Raw genomic sequence first — 18509 nt, 5'->3', positions numbered from 1 at the left:
CGCCCGGCGAATCACATCGCGCCGTCAGCTCTGGCGCAGAGCTGCCCGCTGCCTGTTCGGGTCGCCACGCTTCGGTATTGACAATCAGGAGCGATCGTCCCGGGTGTCGCGGAGTAGGACTTCTTCGATGACCCCCGTGGCAGCGGAGGCGCGGACGCGAAGGGCTGGCACATAACAGGGACGTCCGTCGGCGTCGATACCGTCGTCGCTGTCGTCCCACTCGTAGGCGACCACACGGAGGGTGTTGGTGAGTCTGCCCATCAGCATGGCGATGGGGAAGGGGCACCGGAGCAACAGGTGTACGTCGGCGTTGGCGTGATCGTTGGCCAGAGCGCGGATGTGTGCGGCCGCGTCCGCCGCGGTGGCGCCGGCCAGTGAAGGATCCAGGAGATCGCCTCCGCTGCTTCGCATGTGTTGCCACGCGGTGAGGTCTTGGTCGTTGGCCTCGAGATATTGGTCGAAAGCCGCGTCACTGCGCTGCGCGAGCAGGTCCAGGTAGACGCCAACGGCGCGGCGACCCGGCGCTGCTACGCCGCTGTTGATTGCCTGCCTTTCGACGTAGATGTGAGGCGGAGAAGTGAAGCGGGCCTCGCCGGCACTACTCCACGCACTACCCTGCTGATCAAAAACTTCCATGTGTCCGATGCGTGAAGAGGGGAGCGAGGCTCCAAGCGCGAAGGCAACGCACAGGTGCGCACCTCCGCGGATCCGTACGCGCTCGGCAGCCGATTGGGTGACCGCATCCGGAAGAAGGCCGATGGTATCGCGCAGATCGCTCAACCCGGCCGCGCTCGGCAACCGACCGTGGCCGGCAGGCCGTAGCCTGATGTCGAGCTGGCCCAGCGTGCGGTCAAATGACTGCGGCGCGTTACGGGTCTGAACGCTAAGTTCAAAGAGGTGCGTATCGGCCACGTGTGCGCGGTGATTCGCTACGCGTTGCCTGAGGAGTCGATCAACGATGTGGAGAAGTTCCGCACGGTCGACGCGGTGTTGGTCGACTCCTGCTAACGTGCCAGGTTTGACGCCCAGCAGCTTGTCGGGTGCCGTGTAGTCCAGTGACCCGTGCTCGTTTTCAATGGCATTGGCGACAGCGAGTGCGAACTCGGGGTAGTCATCATGTATTTGGAGTAATAGAGGTGCTTCAAGGAATTTCACGACGGTGCTGTTAGCAATGTCCGCGGTGGTGACGATGACTGCGCCGCTAATTCCCGCTGAAATTGCTTGTGTGAGGCGGTGTTCAGTGTCGCCAGGCGGAAGATCGTCTTTGTCTCTCCACACCGGAATGCCAGCGGCCCGCAAGAGCCCTGCCAGTTCAGCGGCGAGGTCTATTCCGTCGCTGTGCCGGTATGAGATAAAAATGGGACCTGTCGGGTCGGGGGTGGCGGGCTCGGCCTTCACTGTTTGCTCCGAGTGTGCGAGGTTGGTTCTGGGTCGGAGGGGCAGAGGGGTTGCTCGGCGGCGGAGTGCACAACGGTAAGCGGCAGCATGCGGATGCTGTCGCGTTCGATGAGCCATGTGGCGGCGGCAAACTCGGAGCAGCCGGTTTGTCTGATGATGATCGACTCGAAGTGGCGAAATTGCAGCGCGGGTTCGCGTAGATGGCGAAGGTAGGAGCGCATATCGACGTCGCTCGGCGTGAGCCCACCCGCGGGATGGGTGTGCCATTCGCGGATCCACTCACTGCGATCGGCGTTCCATGCTGTCGCTGCGAGCTGCTGAGCGTGACCGAGATCGCGAACACACGAGCGTTCCGTTTGATGTGCCTGTGGTCCAGGGTCTCCGGCGCGGGTGACTAAGAGTTTGTGGTCGGTTTCGCGCCCGAGCAGGATACCGACGGCTTCCAGGCCGTCGCGTGAACGCGATGATTCCTGAGCGATCGTCGTCAGTGCGGTCGGGGTGATTCCTATCGTCGCCGCGGCTGCGTCGCTGTTTACGGGGTGCACGTTGGACATTTCGTGCGTGGGGGTGGGATAGGCAACCAGCGTATGTCGCCGGGTTTGGCGATGTCGAAGGGTTGGTGCAGGTCGCCTCCGGGGTGCAGTCCGATGATGGCGTGCTCTGCGGGCAGCTGTTGAGTGTGGTCGCCATGCAGCGACTCCAGTAGCGTTGCGACCGCGGTCTTGCCGGCGAGGGTGCCGACGTAGCGCAGGTCCGGAGGGGCTGCTGTCATGGGTTGGTGGGCGCTGCCCGTCCCGTAGTCCAGTTCCTGGTCTGCCTCGGCGTCCATCGCGCCGTTCTCAGCGAGCGCGCTGCGGAGACACAGTAGGCATCCGAAACGGGGGCTGGGACGGAGCCGGATGATTTCGCCAATCGCGCCGTGATCAAGGACGCAGGCGAGGACGGCTGGCTTGCCGCTGCGGCGCGCGAGATGGCTGACGACCCGTCGGGGGGCGACGCCGTCTGCGGTGCATAAGATCAGGTCGACGTCTTCAATAAGCCGCCGGATGTGGTGTGCATCGTCGACGACATCGAGTCGGTGGGCGCGGACGTCCTGGGATGGCCATGACTGGTTGAGAAGACTTTGCAATGCCGAAACCTTGTAGCGGCCAACGCTTTCAGGGCCGAGTGTGTGTCGCAGCATGTTGTGCCAGAGGAATCGGTCGGGATCGACTAGGTCGACGCGCCCGACGCCATAACCTGCCAGGGCTTCTGCTGCCGCGCTGCCTATGCTGCCGCAGCCGACCAGCATGATCGAGTTGGCCGCAAGGCGTTCGATGGGCCATGTGCCCGCGAGTTGCGCGATACCGATAGTCCGGGGTTGCACTTCGACGTGTATGGGTCGCACGCCATCGCGGTGGATGAGCCAACCGGCGTATTCGCTGACCCCGATGATGCGTAGCTCTGGGGTCAGCTCGGGGTCGTGGGTGATCAGGATTCCGTACTTGGTGCCTGGGTCGAGAAGGCGCGGAATGATCGTCTTGAATCCCTGGAAGTCTGCTGTGGCCCCGGGTCGGCGGATCATGGCGAAGTGGTCGATGTTGATCGTCTCGGTGGGCTTGCGTATCCATTGGGCAGGGCGGGTTTGATCACCCCAGGTGCGTAGCGTCGTGTATTCGCGCGGGATGTCGACTTGGGTGCGCGTACCTTCAGCGACGTCGACGGCGTGGACGACGAATAGATTGTCGGTCGGCACATGGCGCATCGTGAGGCCGCCGCGCGTTAGTGTCGACGAGGTGATCTTGGTGGCGCCGTCCCGGGTCAACACAATATGGGGATCACTGCGGTACATCGGGATCCTGGCTTTGGGAGCTGGTGTCCTGCTGTGCGCGAACAGTGCGGTCGATGAGGTGGTCGTAGGAAGAATCCGAGACGATCCCGTTGATCGACATCGCGGTAATGGCGCCTGCCTTCATGAGGGCATACTCAATGCGCCATCCGGCTGCCTTGGCCAGCAGCTCAGTGACGCTGGCGTCGGGCTGCCACGCACCCACGGTCTGCAGCAAACACAGCGAACCCCCGGGTGCGACGTGCCAGGCAGTCTGGGTTTGTTCCAGCAGCGTCGGCTCAGGATCGAGGGGATAGATGATGGGCGGCACCATTGGGTACGCGGCCGGGTAAGCCATCACCACGGTGACGCCTCGCCCGCCGATGAGGTCGGTCAGCGCCGGGGGCTCGGCACGGTCGAAAGGCCAGCGCGGAAGTTCTCCGCTCCAGCCGCCGTGCGGAAACACCAGGCCGCTTGGCGACTCCGGCCCAAAGTAGTTCAACTGCGAGGCGAAGGCCGCGATGTCACCGTGATCACGAGGTAGCCGGGCGGGTTCCGCGTCCATCCACAGGATCGGCGTACGGTCCTTGCTTGTTGTCCCGCGCGGCGCAGTGCTCATCCCTGCGGCGTGTCCTTGACGGGGCGCGGCGGCGGCGCAACCACTGAGATGGGAGTGGTGGCGGGGCGGGGGAACTCGTCTCCAAAAACGGTGCCCCAATGATAAATGGCGAAATTGGTGTCGTTGTTCACCTGCGCCTGGCTGGCCTTGGCGGCGCTGTCACGCGCGTTCGACAGGCAATCCGCAAACTGGTCGAAATCAAGATCGGACTGAACGGGACCGCATAGCCCGGCCGGGTCGACAACCTCCCCGCCGCCTTCAATGTGATAGGCGGCGCTGACGAAGAACTGTGTGATCGCCGAAGGTTGCGAGGAGGTGATCGGCAGGAATTGCAGCGCCAGGACCTCCATGACGAGGGACTTGATCTTGATGTTCTGCTCGGCGGCCCACCATTTCAACATCCGGACCGATCCAGCGAACTTGTTCCAGGCAGCGTGCTTAGCAGCGACTTCAGCAATGAGGTACTCGGGATTGGCGTTGATCCATTCCTCGGAGGCGGCTTGGGGAATGAGAAGTTTTCCGTCCCGCCGCAGCGCAGGCATGGCATCCACGGTGAAGGCATCGGGATCGTTCGGGTCATCCAGGAAACACTTAACGGCGTGATTGCGCCACCTGGCCAGGCGCACTTCCTGGGCGTGGGTGCCGTCGGTGGCGCCGAGCAGGTCATGGACCTGTTCGCGGGTGTAGTCCAGGGCGTCTTTGGCGGACGCGCCCTGCTCACCCCAGTCGGGGTGCTCGCCGCCCGCAAAAACGATAATGACGTCGACGTCCCGGATGGGATCTTTCTGGGTGCCCCGCGCCAGCGACCCCGACGGAATGATCTCATCGACATCGGTCAGCGGCTTGAACGCATCGCGGAACAGGTCTCGCCGACCCCGCGCTTCGCGTACGACCGCGATATCAGCGTTAACGACATCCTGGAACGTCCTGAATGCGTCGTTGACACTCACGTGCCTCTCCTGACCGTTGCGCTCGACCTCTGGATCAAACGTAGCCGGTCATACCGACAGATCGACGCCGGCGACGCACGGTGTGCTCCCGGTGAACCGAACCATCGGGGCGCGCTGCTGAAGTCGGCAGTCACTCCCAAGTCTTCGGGCGCGGTTCAGGGCGGCCTGGGCGGCGGTTGGGGTGTCGTGCAGCGTGGTCACGTCGCATCCGTGGTCATTGATGGTCAGCGTGTACATGGGTGGCTCCTCCCTGGTGGTGGGCACCGTCGGCTCATACGGATACAGCGATTTTGAGTGGCGCTATCCGTGGGTTGCGTCGGTCAATCGCGGCCATAGGATCTCCCACACCGGCACCCGACTAGGGGAGTGACGCGACGGAAGTAGGCCTTCGACGGTGGGCCAGTCAGCGCTAGGTTTGCCGTCGGTGGGCGCAGTCGATGGTGCTCAGAGGGCGGCTTCGTCCAGTTCCATCACTTCATTGTCGATGGCGTCGAGCACGGTGCGGGTGCTGGTCAGCAGCGGCAGGAAGTTCTTGGCGAAGAACGACGCGGCGCCGATCTTGCCTTCATAGAACAGTTTGTCCCCACTGGCCGATGGCGGCAGGCCGGCACCAGAAGCGAGTTTCTCGATTGCCACGACGGCCTGCCGTTGCAGCAGCCAGCCGACCATCAGGTCGCCGACGGCCATCAGGAAGCGCACCGAGCCCAGGCCGACCTTGTAGATGTCGGACGGCTCCTTCTGGGAGGCCATCAGGTAGCCGGTCAGGGTGGCGGCCATGTCCTGCACGTCGTCCAGGGCCGTCGCCAGCAGCGCCCGCTCGGCCTTCAGGCGGCCGTTGCCGGTCTCGTTCTTCACGAAGTTGTCGATCTGCGCGCTCACGTAGGCCAGTGCCTGGCCCTTGTCGCGTACGATCTTGCGGAAGAAGAAGTCCTGGGCCTGGATGGCCGTGGTGCCCTCGTACAGCGAGTCGATCTTGGAGTCGCGGATGTACTGCTCGATCGGGTAGTCCTGCAGGAAGCCGGATCCGCCCAGGGTCTGGAGGCTCTCGGTGAGCTTGGCGTACGCCTGCTCCGAACCGAAACCCTTGACCACCGGCAGTAGCAGATCGTTGACCCGTGCCGCGAGGTCGGCGTTCACGCCGTGTAGCGCCTTGGCGACCTCAGCGTCCTGGAAGGTGGCGGTGTACATGTAGAGCGCGCGCAGACCTTCGGCGTAGGCCTTCTGGGTCATCAGCGAGCGACGGACGTCCGGGTGATGGGTGATGGTCACGCGCGGCGCGGTCTTGTCGGTCATCTGGGTCAGGTCGGCGCCCTGGACACGCTCCTTGGCGTACTCCAGCGCGTTCAGGTAACCGGTCGACAGCGTGGCGATCGCCTTGGTGCCCACCAACATCCGGGCCTGCTCGATGACGTCGAACATCTGCGCGATGCCGTCATGCACCTCGCCGACCAGCCAGCCCACGGCCGGAACGCCATGTTGGCCTAGCGAGAGTTCGCACGTAGCGGATGCCTTGAGGCCCATCTTGTGTTCTAGATTCGTGACGAAGACACCGTTGTGCTCGCCGAGTTCGCCGGTCTCGGGGTCGAAGTGGTACTTCGGCACGAAGAACAGTGAAAGGCCCTTGGTGCCCGGTCCGGCGCCCTCGGGGCGGGCCAGCACCAAGTGAAGAATATTCGGAACCAATGTTCCCGAATCCGCGGCGGAGATGAAGCGCTTTACCCCGTCGATGTGCCAGGAGCCGTCCTCCTGCTTGACAGCCTTGGTACGGCCGGCGCCCACATCCGAACCCGCGTCGGGCTCGGTGAGCACCATGGTGGCGCCCCAGTTGTTCTCCGAGGCGATGGCTGCCCACTTCTTCTGCTCGTCGGTGGCCTGCTTGTAGAAGATGCTCGTGAACGAGCCGCCCAAGGTGTAGAAGATCACCGCCGGGTTGGCGCCCATGACGTGCTCTAAGAGGGCCCAACACAGGACGCGAGGCATGGGAATGCCGCCGAGTTCTTCCTCGACGCCAACCTTGTCCCAACCGCCGTCGATGATGGCGCGTACCGCTTTCTCCACGGACGCGGGCAGTAGTACGGAGTGTGTTTCGGGATCGAACACCGGTGGATTGCGATCGCCGTCGATGAACGAATCTGCAACGGGGCCTTCACACAAGCGAGCTATCTGGTGCAGCATGTCGCGGGCGGTGTCGGCATCCAGGTGGTTGAATGTGCCAGCCTCGAAGGCACGTTCGATTCCGAGGACCTCGAACAGTGTGAATTCCTGGTCCCGAACGTTGGGCCTGTAATGCGTCACTGGGATGCTCCCTGGTGCAGCCGTCGTAGCTGGATCGGAAGTCCGTCGGACGGGAGTGGTCCCGTCCCGTGGACGATGGGCGGCTCGTAACCGTCGGGTACCGTCCAGGAGTATTCCAACAGCATGTGATAGATCGCCGACTTGACCTCCATACCGCCGAAGTACATGCCGATGCATTTGTGGGCATGTCCGCCGAACGGTGCCCAGATGTATCGGTGGCGCTTATCCTCGCGTCGCTCCTCGGTGTACCGCTCGGGGTCGAAGGTGTCCGGGTCGGTCCACCACTGTTCGATGCGGTGGGTGGAGAACACCGGAAGAAGTACCAGGGTGCCCGAAGGGATGAAGTGACCCAGAATCTCGGTGTCGCTGGTGGCCTCGCGCGCGATCAGGCCCACCGGCGAGTTCATCCGTAGTGTTTCCTTGAACGCCAACTCAAAGGTCGGCAGGGCCTCGAAGTCCTCGAACTCCAACTGCTCCTTGCCCAACGCTTGCGCCTCGGCGCGCAGCCGGTCCTGCCATTGCGGGAATTTGGCGAGGAAGTAGGCAAACATCGCTGTCGTGATGGTGGTGGTCTCGTGGGCGGCAAGCTGAAAGAAGATCATCTGATTGACGACGTCTTCATCGGTGAACCGCTCGCCATCTTCGGTTTCGGCGCGACTTAGGACACTGAACAGATCGTTACTCGCGCTCCTGCGCTTGGCCGGCAGCTTCGCGTAGAAGTACTCCTCAAGCTGTTTACGCGCCGCCAGACCCCGATGCCATGCGCCGCCCGGGATATCGGCCCGGACCACTGAAGTGACGCCGCCGTGGCACTCGACGAAGAGCTTGTTCAAACCGTCGGCCTCGGTGGGCCCTTCCGCCCCGACGAAGACCTTCGTGGCTACGTCCAGCGTCATCTGGTTGATGTGGTGGTAAACCCGGAACGTCTCCGACGGCGACCACGATTTCACCGTTCGGCTGATCTCCGGGTCCATCTCACGCATGTAACCGATCAAGCGGCTGCGCGTGAATGCCTCCTGCATGACGCGGCGATGATGCAGGTGTTCTTCGCCGTCCATGAACAGGATGCCGCCGGCGAAGAACGGATTCCCGAAGTAGCCCCAGCCGCGCTCCGCCGAGAATTCCTTGTTCCGGTTGGCGATCACGCGTTCGGTCCCTTCGGGTCCGAACACCACGGCGCATCGGCGTCCAAACGCGCCGATCCAGGATATTTCGCCGTACTTCTCATACCGCGATCGGAAGAAGCCGACCGGGTCCTTCGTCAGATTGAGTGCGTACCCGACCCCGGGCGCCCCGCTGTCGCCGATGACAGCTTTGAGCCCACTGCCCGGTGGCGGCGTGGCCAGCGGTCTGGTCCGTGCGGGGAAGCGGTCGAACAGGGCGACAGCGGCTTCCTGGACGTGGTCCTTCAACGAGCTGGTCAAGGCAACCCTTTCCGTGGGGAATGTCTCGATAGTACGGCGTCGTGTCGGGTCAATCAACACTGTGTTGAGCATATGGCAGTCTGGCGACCGGGATGGACGGGTCGGGGTCGGCGACCTTCCCCGAGGCGCCCTCCGTCAGCTGGGGCTTATGCGCGTCGTATCGTTGATTCACTCAACGCTCTGTTGACAGAAAGCCATATGTTGGTCGATGCTATGGCCCATGGCCACAGCGCATTCTGTTGAAGGACTTGATCGGACCCACGGCGACGCAGTCACGGTTGACTTCGACGTGATAGTCGTCGGTGCCGGTTTCGCGGGGCTTTACGCGTTGCATCGGCTGCGCAGCGACGGATTCTCGGTACGTGTCCTCGAAGCCGCTCCGGAGATCGGGGGAACCTGGTATTGGAACGCTTATCCCGGGGCTCGGTGTGACGTCGAGAGTGCCGACTACTCCTATTCGTTCGATCCTGAGTTGGACCAGGAGTGGACGTGGTCTGAGCGATATGCCGCTCAGCCGGAAATACTGGAATACATCAACTTCGTTGCTGATCGCTTCGCGCTGCGGAACGACATCCAGCTGAATACCAGTGTTACCTCGGCTCGGTATGAAGATGAGGCCTGCCGCTGGGTCGTGGTCACCGGCGAGAACGAATCGCTGACCGCCACCTACGTCGTGCTCGCCACCGGTGGACTCTCCGCCCCGTTGAATCCGCCATTCCCCGGCGCGGATCATTTCCGTGGGGAGTCCTATATGACCCCCACCTTCCCCAAAAGTGGTGTGGACTTCGCCGGAAAGCGCGTCGCCGTCATCGGGACGGGTTCCAGTGGGGTTCAGATCGTGCCGGCGATCGCCGGCGACGTCGAGCAGTTATTCGTGTTCCAGCGCACTGCGCAGTTCAGCATTCCCGGACGGAACCATCCGCTGTCGGCTGAGCAGACGGCCGAAATCAAGGCTACCTATCCGGCGCGGCGCGAGCGCCAGTGGCGTTCGCATACCGGCTTGAGCATCGAGGTCAACCCCGCGCCGGCTACGGAGCTGTCACCTGAGCAGAGACGCCGTGAACTCGACAGCCGCTGGCAAGAAGGGGGAGCCCTGGCATTCACCGTGACGTTTGGTGACGTGCTGACCGACATGTCGAGCAATGAGATCGTTGCCGAATACCTCAGGGAAAAGACACGCGAACGGTTGGCCAGTCCAGAACTGGCTGAAAGCGTTCTGCCCCAGGGATTTCCATTCGGTGCCAAACGTCCCTGCGCTGACCACGGTTACTATGAAGCACTCGAGTCGGATGCGGTGTCACTGGTGGACATCCGCGATAATCCGATTTCGCGGATCACGCCCGACGGAATCGAACTCGCTGACGGAACTCAGTACCAAGTGGACGTCATTGTGTACGCGATCGGATATGACGCTGTCACCGGGGCGTTGACGCGTATCGATGTCAACGGGCGCGGGGGAGCCCAGCTTCGGGATACCTGGGCGTCCGGGCCGGTGAACTACCTCGGGATGACGGTGGCGCGATTCCCGAATATGTTCATGGTGTCGGGGCCGGGCAGTCCGCTGACAATGTTCATCAGACTGGCCGAACAGCAGGTCGATTGGATCGCTGAATGCATTCGCACCCTCGGTTCTAATGGTCGTGTAGAGATTGAGGCGACCGAGGAAGCCCAGGCCAGTTGGACTGCCCAGGTGGAAGACCTCGCAGAACGGTCGGTATACGCACTCGACAAGACTTCCTACTATTACGGGGCGAACGTTCCTGGCAAAGCGGCAAAGTTTCCACTCTTCCTCGGCGGGCTGGGGCGGTATCGGAAAATCTGCGACGGCGTTGCGGCGGCAGGATATGACGGCTTCCGGATTCGCTCGACAGCGGAACTGTCCAATCAGGTGTGATGCGTGGCGCTGGCCCCCGCGTCGCTCAAAGCGGCCTGTGGGGGCCGGCCGGCTTCAGCGCCGCCTCAAGGAAATCGCAGAGTGCCGTGACTGTCACCTTGCGGCCCCGCACTCCCTCGCCGAAGGCCCAGCGTGGCATGAACTCACTCCACATGGAGACGATCATGACTGCCCGTACCTCGGCGTCGGTGGACGTAACCCCGCGCTTTTCCAAGGTCTGTTGAAGTTGACGCACTTGCCGCGCGAAGACGTCGTCGCGCCATTGGCGGACCGAGGCATCCGTAGTCGCGGCGTCGCGCGCATGGCGCCAGATGCGTCCCAGGCGGCGCCACAGTGTCAACGCGTGGTCATACGTTGCTTCCAGTTCCGTACGACTCTGCGCACCGGCGAGCTCTTCGAAGAGTTCGAACTCGTCAGGGCCGTGGACGTCGAGTGCCGTTCTGAGTATCTCGGCCTTGCTATCGAAGTGAAGGTAGATGGTACCGCGGTTGAGGTTGGCAGCGGTGGCAATGTCGTCCATGGTCGTCGACGCGAAGTCGCGCTCGTCGAACAACTCCAGGGCGGCGTCGATGACGCGGGTGCGAGTGAGATCTTTCTGCATCTGGCGCAGCGGGGGACGGCCGTCCGAGTGCTTGACCCGTGAAGTGCTCGCCCGTTTACGCCGACTGGCCGGTGCTGAGGTCATCACACCGGCAACCATTCTGCCGACACCGTGGTCGAGCTCTTCGACATTGTCATCATCACAGCGGCTCCTGCCCGCGAGCCCGCAGCCTCGGCGCACCCGCTGACGGCAGGACGCCCGAGCTGGGCCAGCCATATTCTTTGTCTAGTTAATAGACGCAGTGTTGATAGTAGCGATGTCGCGGCGCGGCATCTGAATGCGGAGCGCATTTGCCTACTCTGTCGCCCCTGCATTTAAGCGCCGGTGTGATCAGTCACTCAACATCATGTTGACAAAACATTTCGGATCGCCGAGTCTATGACCGTCGGTGGTTCATGCCGCTGTGCGGGCAGAGTCCCCGGACAGTCGTAATTCACTGCGGCGATCACGGGTGGCGACGCCTGGTGGAGCGCACGCGGCGATCTGGCGCAACGGCGCACCGGTCAGTCCCATAAGTGAGGAGTTCCATGCACTCGAATACTCTCTGTGCGGCATTCCAACGGACCGCTCACCGCGATCCGACCGGGGTGGCCTTGCGGACGCCCGGTGATGCCCAGACATTGACTTGGGCCGAGTACGCCGGGCAGGTCGAGCAGGTTGCCGCGGCCCTGGCGGCACACGGGATAGGCCGAGGCGACACCGTCGCGCTGATGATGGGCAACCGCATCGAGTTCTACCCGCTGGAAGTGGGCGCGCAGCATGTCGGAGCCACGTCGTTCTCGGCCTACAACACATTGCCCCCCGAGCAGTTGAGGTATGTCTTCGACAACGCGGGCAACCGCGTGCTGTTCTGCGAGGAGGCATACGTCGATCGGGTGATCGCCAGCGGAACAACGATCGAGACGATTGTCTGCATCGACGGATCTCCCGCCGGCACGATCAGTCTGCAAGATTTCCTGACGCGTGCCGAGCCGGGGTTCGACTTCGAAGCGACGTGGAAATCGGTACAACCCGATGACATTCTCACGCTGATTTACACCTCGGGCACCACCGGGAATCCCAAGGGCGTCGAGATCACCCATGCGGCGATGTTGTTCACCGCGCGTGCCGCTCACAGCGTCGCCGGTTTCGACCGGGCGGACCGGGTGATCTCCTATCTGCCGTCCGCCCACATCGCAGACCGGTTCACGTCGTGCTATGTCCAGGAGGTATACGGGTCACAAATCACCACGGTCTCCGACATCGCCGGCGTGGCGGCGGCGCTACCGGATGTCCGCCCGACCATCTTCGGAGCGGTGCCACGGGTGTGGGACAAATTGCGGATCGCTGTCGAAACATCGCCGGAGAGAATTGAAGACGAGCAACTACGACGGGCGGTCGAGTGGGGCCTAGGGGTTGCGACGCGCCGTGGTGAGTATGCGCTGCGCGGCAAAGACATGGATCCAGAGTTCTCCGAGGAGTGGGAAAGAGCAGATGCGGCGGTGCTCTCGGGGCTGCGCGCTCGACTTGGGCTGGACGCGGTGCGCTGGGCGGTCTCGGGCGGGGCGCCGGTAGCTCCCGAAACAGTGGCGTTCTTCGCCGGCCTGGGAGTGCCGATCGGACAGAACTGGGGTATGTCGGAGTTGGGCGCCCTCGCGTCGGCATCACGACCGGGAGAGATTTGCATTGACACGGTGGGTAGGTTGCTGCCCGGCGTGGAGGCGAAGGTTGCCGAGGACGGTGAATTGTTGATCCGTGGTCCTTTGCTGATGAAGGGGTACCGAAAAGAACCCGCCAAGACGGCCGAGGCCATCGACGAAGATGGCTGGCTGCATACGGGAGACATCGCCACGGTCGACGACGACGGCCTCGTACGCATCGCCGGCCGCAAGAAGGACATCATCATCAACGCGGCGGGAAAGAACATGTCGCCGTCGAACATCGAGAACGCAGTCAAGGGCAGCTGCCCGCTGATTGGCTCGGTCGTTGCCATTGGCGACGCGCGCCCCTTCGTCACCGCCCTCATCGTGCTCGATCCAGAGGCGGCGGGGGCTGCGGCCCTTCGATCCGGCCTGACCGAATGGGACGGGAAGGCGCTGGCGAACGATCCCGAAATAGTCGAGAAGCTGCGCCGCGGCGTGGCCGCGGGCAACACGAAACTCGCTCGCGTCGAACAGATCAAAAGGTTCGTTATCCTGCCCAAGTTCTGGGAGCCGGGTGGTGACGAGATGACGATGACGATGAAGGTCAAACGGGCGGCCGTCCTAGAGAACTATGCGGAGCTGATCGACACGCTTTACGCGCCACAGGTTCTGTCCGAGGTGTACGAGCCGGCGTAGCGGCCGCGACAGAACGTTGACTTCAACCGCGCGGGCGCTGTTCGGACCACCCGTCTGCCGAGTCGCTCTAGTTAGCAGTCCTGAACTCAAAGGGACACCGGTGCAACCAGATTGGAAGAGTAGTGTCACTGCACGGAAAGACAATGTTCATTTCGGGGGCCAGCCGGGGTATCGGCCTGGCGATAGCCAAACGCGCGGCAGCCGATGGGGCCAATGTCGCGCTGATGGCGAAGACTGCATCTCCGCACCCGAAACTGGAGGGCACGGTATTCACCGCAGCGCAGCAGATCGAGGCGGCGGGCGGGTGCGCGCTGCCCATTGTTGGAGACGTCCGTGACGGTGAGGCAGTGGCCGAGGCTGTGCAGCGTGCAGCAGACCAGTTCGGCGGGATCGACATCTGCGTCAACAATGCCTCAGCGATCAACCTGGGTTCCATCGAAGAGGTACCGCTCAAACGGTTCGATCTGATGAACGGCATCCAGGTCCGGGGTACCTATGCCGTATCCCAGGCCTGCATCCCGCACCTCAAACAGAGTGCGAACCCTCATATCCTGACCTTGTCACCGCCTATCAGGCTGGAGTCACAATGGTTGAAACCGACGGCGTACCTGATGGCCAAGTTCGGCATGACACTGTGCGCATTGGGCATCGCCGAGGAGCTCCGTGAGGTGGGAATCGCGTCGAACACTCTGTGGCCACGCACATTGGTGGCTACCGCCGCGGTGCAGAATGTGCTGGGCGGTGCCGACGCGATGGCCAAGGCGCGCAAGCCCGCGGTCTATGCCGACGCCGCCTACGTCATCCTGACCAAGCCGGCGACGGAGTTCACCGGCCACACTCTGCTGTGTGAGGACGTGCTGCTGGACGCAGGAGTCGAAGACCTGTCGATCTATGACTGTGTGGAAGGCGCCGATCTGGAGGTTGATCTGTGGGTGGACAGCCCCAATCCAGCGGGGTACAGATCCGCCTGACGCTGCTCCGACGGGAATGCGCCGGCTCGCAGATGGCAAGCCGGCGCATTCCCCGCCGGACGGGGTAGAAACCGATTACTGCGCCCGGTCGCTCGCCGCGGTGTTGGCGGCCGATGTATCCGGGGCGGTGCTGATTCTCTTGTCATAGGCTGCGCGGGCGGCGGTGTCGACGTCCATGAAGACGCGATCACCGCCGGAAATCCTCATGAAAACATCCCGGGCACGGACCGGTAGGTTGGCCGACATCCAAAGGGTGAGCCGTCCGCTCGCTGGCAGCACGATGACGGGCTTCTTGCGGGCCACCCCCCGCACGATGGCATCGGCAACCTGCAGCGGTTCCAGGGTCTGGACGCCACGAAGACCCTTGGTGCCCGAGATGAGCTCAGTATTTGTGAAAGAGGGCAGCACCGTGGTCACGGTGATACCGCGGGCTCCGAACTCCTGGCGGATGCCGTCACTGATCATGATGACCGCCGCCTTCGACCCCGAATAGAGCGCGCAACCGGGGCCGGTGACCTTGCCGGCCGTGGAAGCGACATTGATGATGTGCCCACCGCCGCGCGACAGCATGCCGGGAAGTACCGCCCGGATCCCATTAATCGGTCCGTGGACATTGATGTCCATCAGTCGCCGGGCAAGCTCGACACTCTGGTTCAGGAATGGGCCGACCGGCATGATCCCGGCGTTATTCACCAGAATGTCGATCGGACCCAGTCGAGCTTCTGTCTCGCTGACGAAGCGGCCGAACGACGTTGCGTCTGCGACATCGAGCACGAGTCCGACACCGTTCGGCAGGCGGGACGCGGTTGACTCCGCGGCGGTGACGTCAATATCACCGACAGCCACGCGGGCCCCGGCCCTGGCGAACCGTTCGGCCGTCGCCTGTCCGATGCCACGCCCTGCGCCGGTGATAGCCACGACGGTCAACGTCGTTCTCCTTCCATTCTCGGCCCGCGGAATGGGCCATCTGATGGTCCGCAGACCGGCATCGGGGGAGCCGACATCGTGTCGGCGGACCAAGGGGTCAAATATCACGAATGCCACGCCAATTGTCAACAGTATGTTGATTCAATAGACGCTAAGGGCAGCAATGTGGCGAACGCGTGACCGGGGGTTTCGAGGGGCGCGACCATCCCCGACGGATAAACGCGCTGTTGACTCACTCGTCAACGCGATGATTTAATGCCGACGTTGGGCAAAAGGCATTCCGGACCGCCGGGTGTCGAAGCCCATCGCGCCACGAGTGAGAAGGAGCCCCGGCATGACGTCTTTCGCGGGGAGAATCGCCGTTGTCACCGGCGCAGGTTCCGGCATTGGCCAGGCTCTCGCCGTCGAGTTGGCCAAAAGCGGTGCTACCGTCGCGATCACTGATAAGGACCCGGCAGGGCTCGCTGACACGGCCGCTTCACTTGAGGCGCTCGGGACCATCCCGCGCGTGGACATTCTTGACGTCTCTGACCGGGAGAGCTTTAGCGACTATGCACACGACGTCGCGGCACACTTCGGTCGAGTTAATCAGCTCTACAACATAGCCGGCGTCGGGTTCACCGGTGATCTCGAAGTCATGCCGTTCGAGGCAATCGAGCGGGTGATGGACGTCAACTTCTGGGGCGTCGTCAACGGCACGAAATCCTTTCTGCCACACTTGATCGCCTCGGGTGATGGCCATCTGATCAATATGTCCAGTACGGCGGGCCTGTGTGCTATCGCCGGGCAAGGGGCATACAGTGCGGCCAAGTTCGCCGTGCGAGGCTTCACCGAGGCGCTTCGGCAAGAAATGCTGCTCGCGGGCCACGCGGTCGCGGTGACGGCCGTACACCCGGGCGGTGTTCGCACCGCAATCGCTCGCAACTCAGGGGCGGTAGAAGGGGTAGACACCGCAGAGTTTGCCCGGATATTCGACGGGAAGCTGGCCCGCACGTCCGCCGAGCGTGCCGCGCAGATCATCCTGGACGGTACGCGTCGGCGCAAGGCGCGCGTCCTGGTGGGGAACGACGCGCGGTTCTTGGACGCCCTGGTGCGGTTGACTGGGTCGGGGTATCAGCGGCTGTTCGTGAAGCTGGTCGCGGGGGCGCTGTCGAAGATCCACTGAGTGCGCCTCCGGCGACAGACGTTCCTGTGTTGAGAGAGCGTACCTCTGGCGCAAGGGGTTGCTTCCGATGGTGGATGAGTTCGGTCGGATCCGACGGTGGTCTGGGCTGCATGCGGCTGATCGCCGGGGCGTGAACGTGAGCCTTTCTCAGCGTAATTGACGGTGGTGCTGGAGTTGTGTTGAGCCACTGGACTTCTTGGATCTCGGCCAGCAGTGCTCCTTCTACCTCGTCCGGCGGCCTGGCCAGGCGATTCGGGGTCGGGACATGGGAGTCGGCGCATCTCGGAGACTGCGTCCTAGTGACATCGCTATGTTCGCTGACTCAACAGGGTGTTGACCTTTTAGATTCCGCGGGCAATACTCGTGCAGATGACAACCACCACACCTGAACCCGTGCTTCCCGGCATGATTCCGCACCTCTCGTTCGACCAGTATCGGGAGGCCTTCGCCCCCTATCTGGCACTGAGTCGGAGCGAATCAGGCGTTCTCACAGCTCAAATGCACACTCATGGTGGGCCGGTGGTTTGGGCGCCCGGCGTTCATCGTGCTGTTCATCAACTGACCACCGTGGTCGGTCAGGATGCGGACACCGAAGTCTTCATCTTCGGTGGGACAGGTGACACGTTCATCGGCACGGTCGACGAAGAACTGACAAAAGCCACGTCGGCTGATTTGGCACCCTTCATTTACGAGAACTTCTATTACGACGGCACGAGGATCTGTGAGGGTCTTGTCAACAGCCTCGAGATCCCGACGATCGGGGTTATCAACGGTCCCGGATTTCATACCGAGCTCGCGTTGTTCTGCGATATCACCATCGCGGCTGAGGATGCGACCATCATTGATCCGCATCTATTAATCAACCTGGTACCTGGAGACGGCATTCAGATCGCCATGCGGACGGCGATGGGCCTAAAGCGGGCTAACTACGCGATGCTCACCTCGGAACTGATCGACGCCGAAACGGCTCTTCGCTATGGGTTGGTGAACGAGGTCGTGCCGAAGGACAAGGTGTACGACCGTGCACGCGAGATCGGCGAAATGCTGGCCCAGAAGCCGCGAACCGTGCGTCGGGTGACAACTCAGGTCCTTCGGGCTCCGCTGAAGGAGGCCCTCGCCAGGGATCTACGCGGTGGCATGGGCCAGGAACTCTTCGCCCTTCTTGCTACCAGTGGGCCCGATGCCTCAAAAGTCGACGGCATCTGGACGACCTAGGACCGTTCGATCACCCGGAGACCACGTTAGGAAGCACAGAAGTCTGATGGAAGGTGCACCCGCATTGGCCACCCCGGATGTTCGTCCTGTCGTGGAACGGTCGGCCCTGCGGGAGATCCGCGACTGGATGCGTGGATACGTGAAGACGCATCCGCTGCGGTCGTTGGAGACCGTCGGTGGGCAGGTGGTCTTGGCCGTCCATACGTTGCGTTACCTGATCGAGGACATCCTCACGCGCAGGTTTCAATACCGTGAGTTCGTGCAGCAGGCTGCCTTCATGGCTGGAACAGCCTTTGTGCCAACACTGTTCGTCACCATACCGATCGGTGTGACGCTCTCCATTCAGTTCAGCCTTCTCGCTGGGCAGGTCGGTGCGACATCACTGGCCGGCGCGGCAACCGGCCTTGCGGTTGTCCGGCAGGGAGCCCCGTTGGTCGCTGCCATTCTGCTCGCGGCAGCAGTGGGATCCGCAGTGTGCGCGGACCTGGGAGCCCGCACCATGCGCGAGGAAATCGACGCGATGGAAGTGATGGGGATTTCACCCATCCAGCGACTCGTGGTGCCACGTTTCGTGGCGGTGATCCTCATCGGCGTCGCCCTGACCGGACTGACCTGCTTCGTCGGGTTCATCGCCGGCTACCTGTTCAACGTGTATCTGCAGGCTGGAACGCCGGGCTCATTCGTCGCAACCTTCGCATCGTTTTCAACCGTGTCCGACCTACTTCTCGCTCTCACCAAGTCCGTCGTCTTCGGCGCGATCGTGGCGATCGTCTGCTGCCACAAGGGTCTGAGCACGCGAGGGGGCCCAGCCGGGGTCGCGAACTCGGTGAACGCTGCGGTGGTCGAGGCGATCCTTTTGCTGATGGTCGTGAACGTTGTGATGACCCAGCTGTATGTGCTGGTCTTCCCGCGCGAGAGCTTCTGA

The 18509-nt window shown here is 62.7% G+C and carries 16 protein-coding genes; 6 read left to right on the top strand and 10 right to left on the bottom strand.

What is annotated here, in order from left to right; translation table 11 throughout:
- Nucleotides 1-84: 84 nt before the first annotated feature.
- From BN976_RS04365 to BN976_RS04330, 8 genes are all read right to left on the bottom strand, one after another.
- The gene (locus BN976_RS04365) at nt 85-1398 is read right to left on the bottom strand and encodes an SAVED domain-containing protein (protein ID WP_036368247.1); all 1314 of its coding nucleotides are present in this window, start codon (nt 1396-1398) and stop codon (nt 85-87) included.
- The gene (locus BN976_RS04360) at nt 1395-1952 is read right to left on the bottom strand and encodes a Mov34/MPN/PAD-1 family protein (RefSeq protein ID WP_084182196.1); all 558 of its coding nucleotides are present in this window, start codon (nt 1950-1952) and stop codon (nt 1395-1397) included. Before BN976_RS04360 ends, BN976_RS04365 begins: the two co-directional genes overlap by 4 nt.
- Nucleotides 1931-3229: a HesA/MoeB/ThiF family protein gene (locus BN976_RS04355; RefSeq protein WP_036368245.1), complete on the bottom strand. Its 1299-nt coding sequence runs from the start codon at nt 3227-3229 to the stop codon at nt 1931-1933. The genes BN976_RS04360 and BN976_RS04355 overlap by 22 nt, the downstream gene beginning before the upstream one ends.
- Nucleotides 3216-3824: a ubiquitin-conjugating enzyme family protein gene (locus BN976_RS04350; RefSeq protein ID WP_036368242.1), complete on the bottom strand. Its 609-nt coding sequence runs from the start codon at nt 3822-3824 to the stop codon at nt 3216-3218. The genes BN976_RS04355 and BN976_RS04350 overlap by 14 nt, the downstream gene beginning before the upstream one ends.
- Nucleotides 3821-4774 (bottom strand): nucleotidyltransferase, encoded by a 954-nt coding sequence (locus tag BN976_RS04345; protein WP_036368239.1) that lies wholly within the window; start codon nt 4772-4774, stop codon nt 3821-3823. Before BN976_RS04345 ends, BN976_RS04350 begins: the two co-directional genes overlap by 4 nt.
- Before the next feature lie 48 nt (nt 4775-4822).
- A complete protein-coding gene (locus BN976_RS04340) occupies nt 4823-5011 on the bottom strand; it encodes a hypothetical protein (RefSeq protein WP_036368236.1) in 189 nt (62 codons plus the stop codon).
- Between the two features lie 207 nt (nt 5012-5218).
- Complete coding sequence (locus BN976_RS04335; protein ID WP_036368233.1) at nt 5219-7069, bottom strand: acyl-CoA dehydrogenase; 1851 nt, start codon at nt 7067-7069, stop codon at nt 5219-5221.
- Nucleotides 7066-8493: a cytochrome P450 gene (locus BN976_RS04330; protein WP_235621963.1), complete on the bottom strand. Its 1428-nt coding sequence runs from the start codon at nt 8491-8493 to the stop codon at nt 7066-7068. Before BN976_RS04330 ends, BN976_RS04335 begins: the two co-directional genes overlap by 4 nt.
- A 220-nt stretch (nt 8494-8713) precedes the next feature.
- Here BN976_RS04330 and BN976_RS04325 point away from each other — a divergent pair, with 220 nt between their 5' ends.
- Nucleotides 8714-10387, top strand: a complete 1674-nt coding sequence (locus BN976_RS04325) for a flavin-containing monooxygenase (protein ID WP_084182194.1) — start codon at nt 8714-8716, stop codon at nt 10385-10387.
- A gap of 25 nt (nt 10388-10412) precedes the next feature.
- On the opposite strand, the gene BN976_RS31940 is transcribed toward BN976_RS04325, so the two are convergent.
- Nucleotides 10413-11087: a TetR/AcrR family transcriptional regulator gene (locus BN976_RS31940; RefSeq protein ID WP_158497996.1), complete on the bottom strand. Its 675-nt coding sequence runs from the start codon at nt 11085-11087 to the stop codon at nt 10413-10415.
- A 428-nt stretch (nt 11088-11515) separates the two neighbouring features.
- Here BN976_RS31940 and BN976_RS04315 point away from each other — a divergent pair, with 428 nt between their 5' ends.
- A complete protein-coding gene (locus tag BN976_RS04315) occupies nt 11516-13306 on the top strand; it encodes an AMP-binding protein (protein WP_036368231.1) in 1791 nt (596 codons plus the stop codon).
- A gap of 122 nt (nt 13307-13428) precedes the next feature.
- Nucleotides 13429-14277, top strand: a complete 849-nt coding sequence (locus tag BN976_RS04310) for an SDR family oxidoreductase (RefSeq protein WP_084182192.1) — start codon at nt 13429-13431, stop codon at nt 14275-14277.
- A 75-nt stretch (nt 14278-14352) separates the two neighbouring features.
- On the opposite strand, the gene BN976_RS04305 is transcribed toward BN976_RS04310, so the two are convergent.
- Nucleotides 14353-15195 (bottom strand): SDR family oxidoreductase, encoded by an 843-nt coding sequence (locus tag BN976_RS04305; protein ID WP_235621994.1) that lies wholly within the window; start codon nt 15193-15195, stop codon nt 14353-14355.
- A gap of 343 nt (nt 15196-15538) precedes the next feature.
- Here BN976_RS04305 and BN976_RS04300 point away from each other — a divergent pair, with 343 nt between their 5' ends.
- The 3 genes from BN976_RS04300 to BN976_RS04290 all read left to right on the top strand — a co-directional run bounded on the left by BN976_RS04300 (nt 15539) and on the right by BN976_RS04290 (nt 18509).
- Nucleotides 15539-16369: an SDR family NAD(P)-dependent oxidoreductase gene (locus BN976_RS04300; RefSeq protein WP_036368226.1), complete on the top strand. Its 831-nt coding sequence runs from the start codon at nt 15539-15541 to the stop codon at nt 16367-16369.
- Between the two features lie 369 nt (nt 16370-16738).
- Entirely contained in the window at nt 16739-17584 is an 846-nt protein-coding gene (locus tag BN976_RS04295) for an enoyl-CoA hydratase/isomerase family protein (RefSeq protein ID WP_145977907.1), read from the top strand.
- A 46-nt stretch (nt 17585-17630) separates the two neighbouring features.
- Entirely contained in the window at nt 17631-18509 is an 879-nt protein-coding gene (locus BN976_RS04290; RefSeq protein WP_051558276.1) for an MlaE family ABC transporter permease, read from the top strand.

Source organism: Mycolicibacterium austroafricanum (assembly GCF_000612725.1).
Lineage (GTDB): Bacteria > Actinomycetota > Actinomycetes > Mycobacteriales > Mycobacteriaceae > Mycobacterium > Mycobacterium austroafricanum.
Note: the sequence above shows the minus strand (reverse complement) of the source record. Positions and strands in the feature narration are given on the sequence as shown.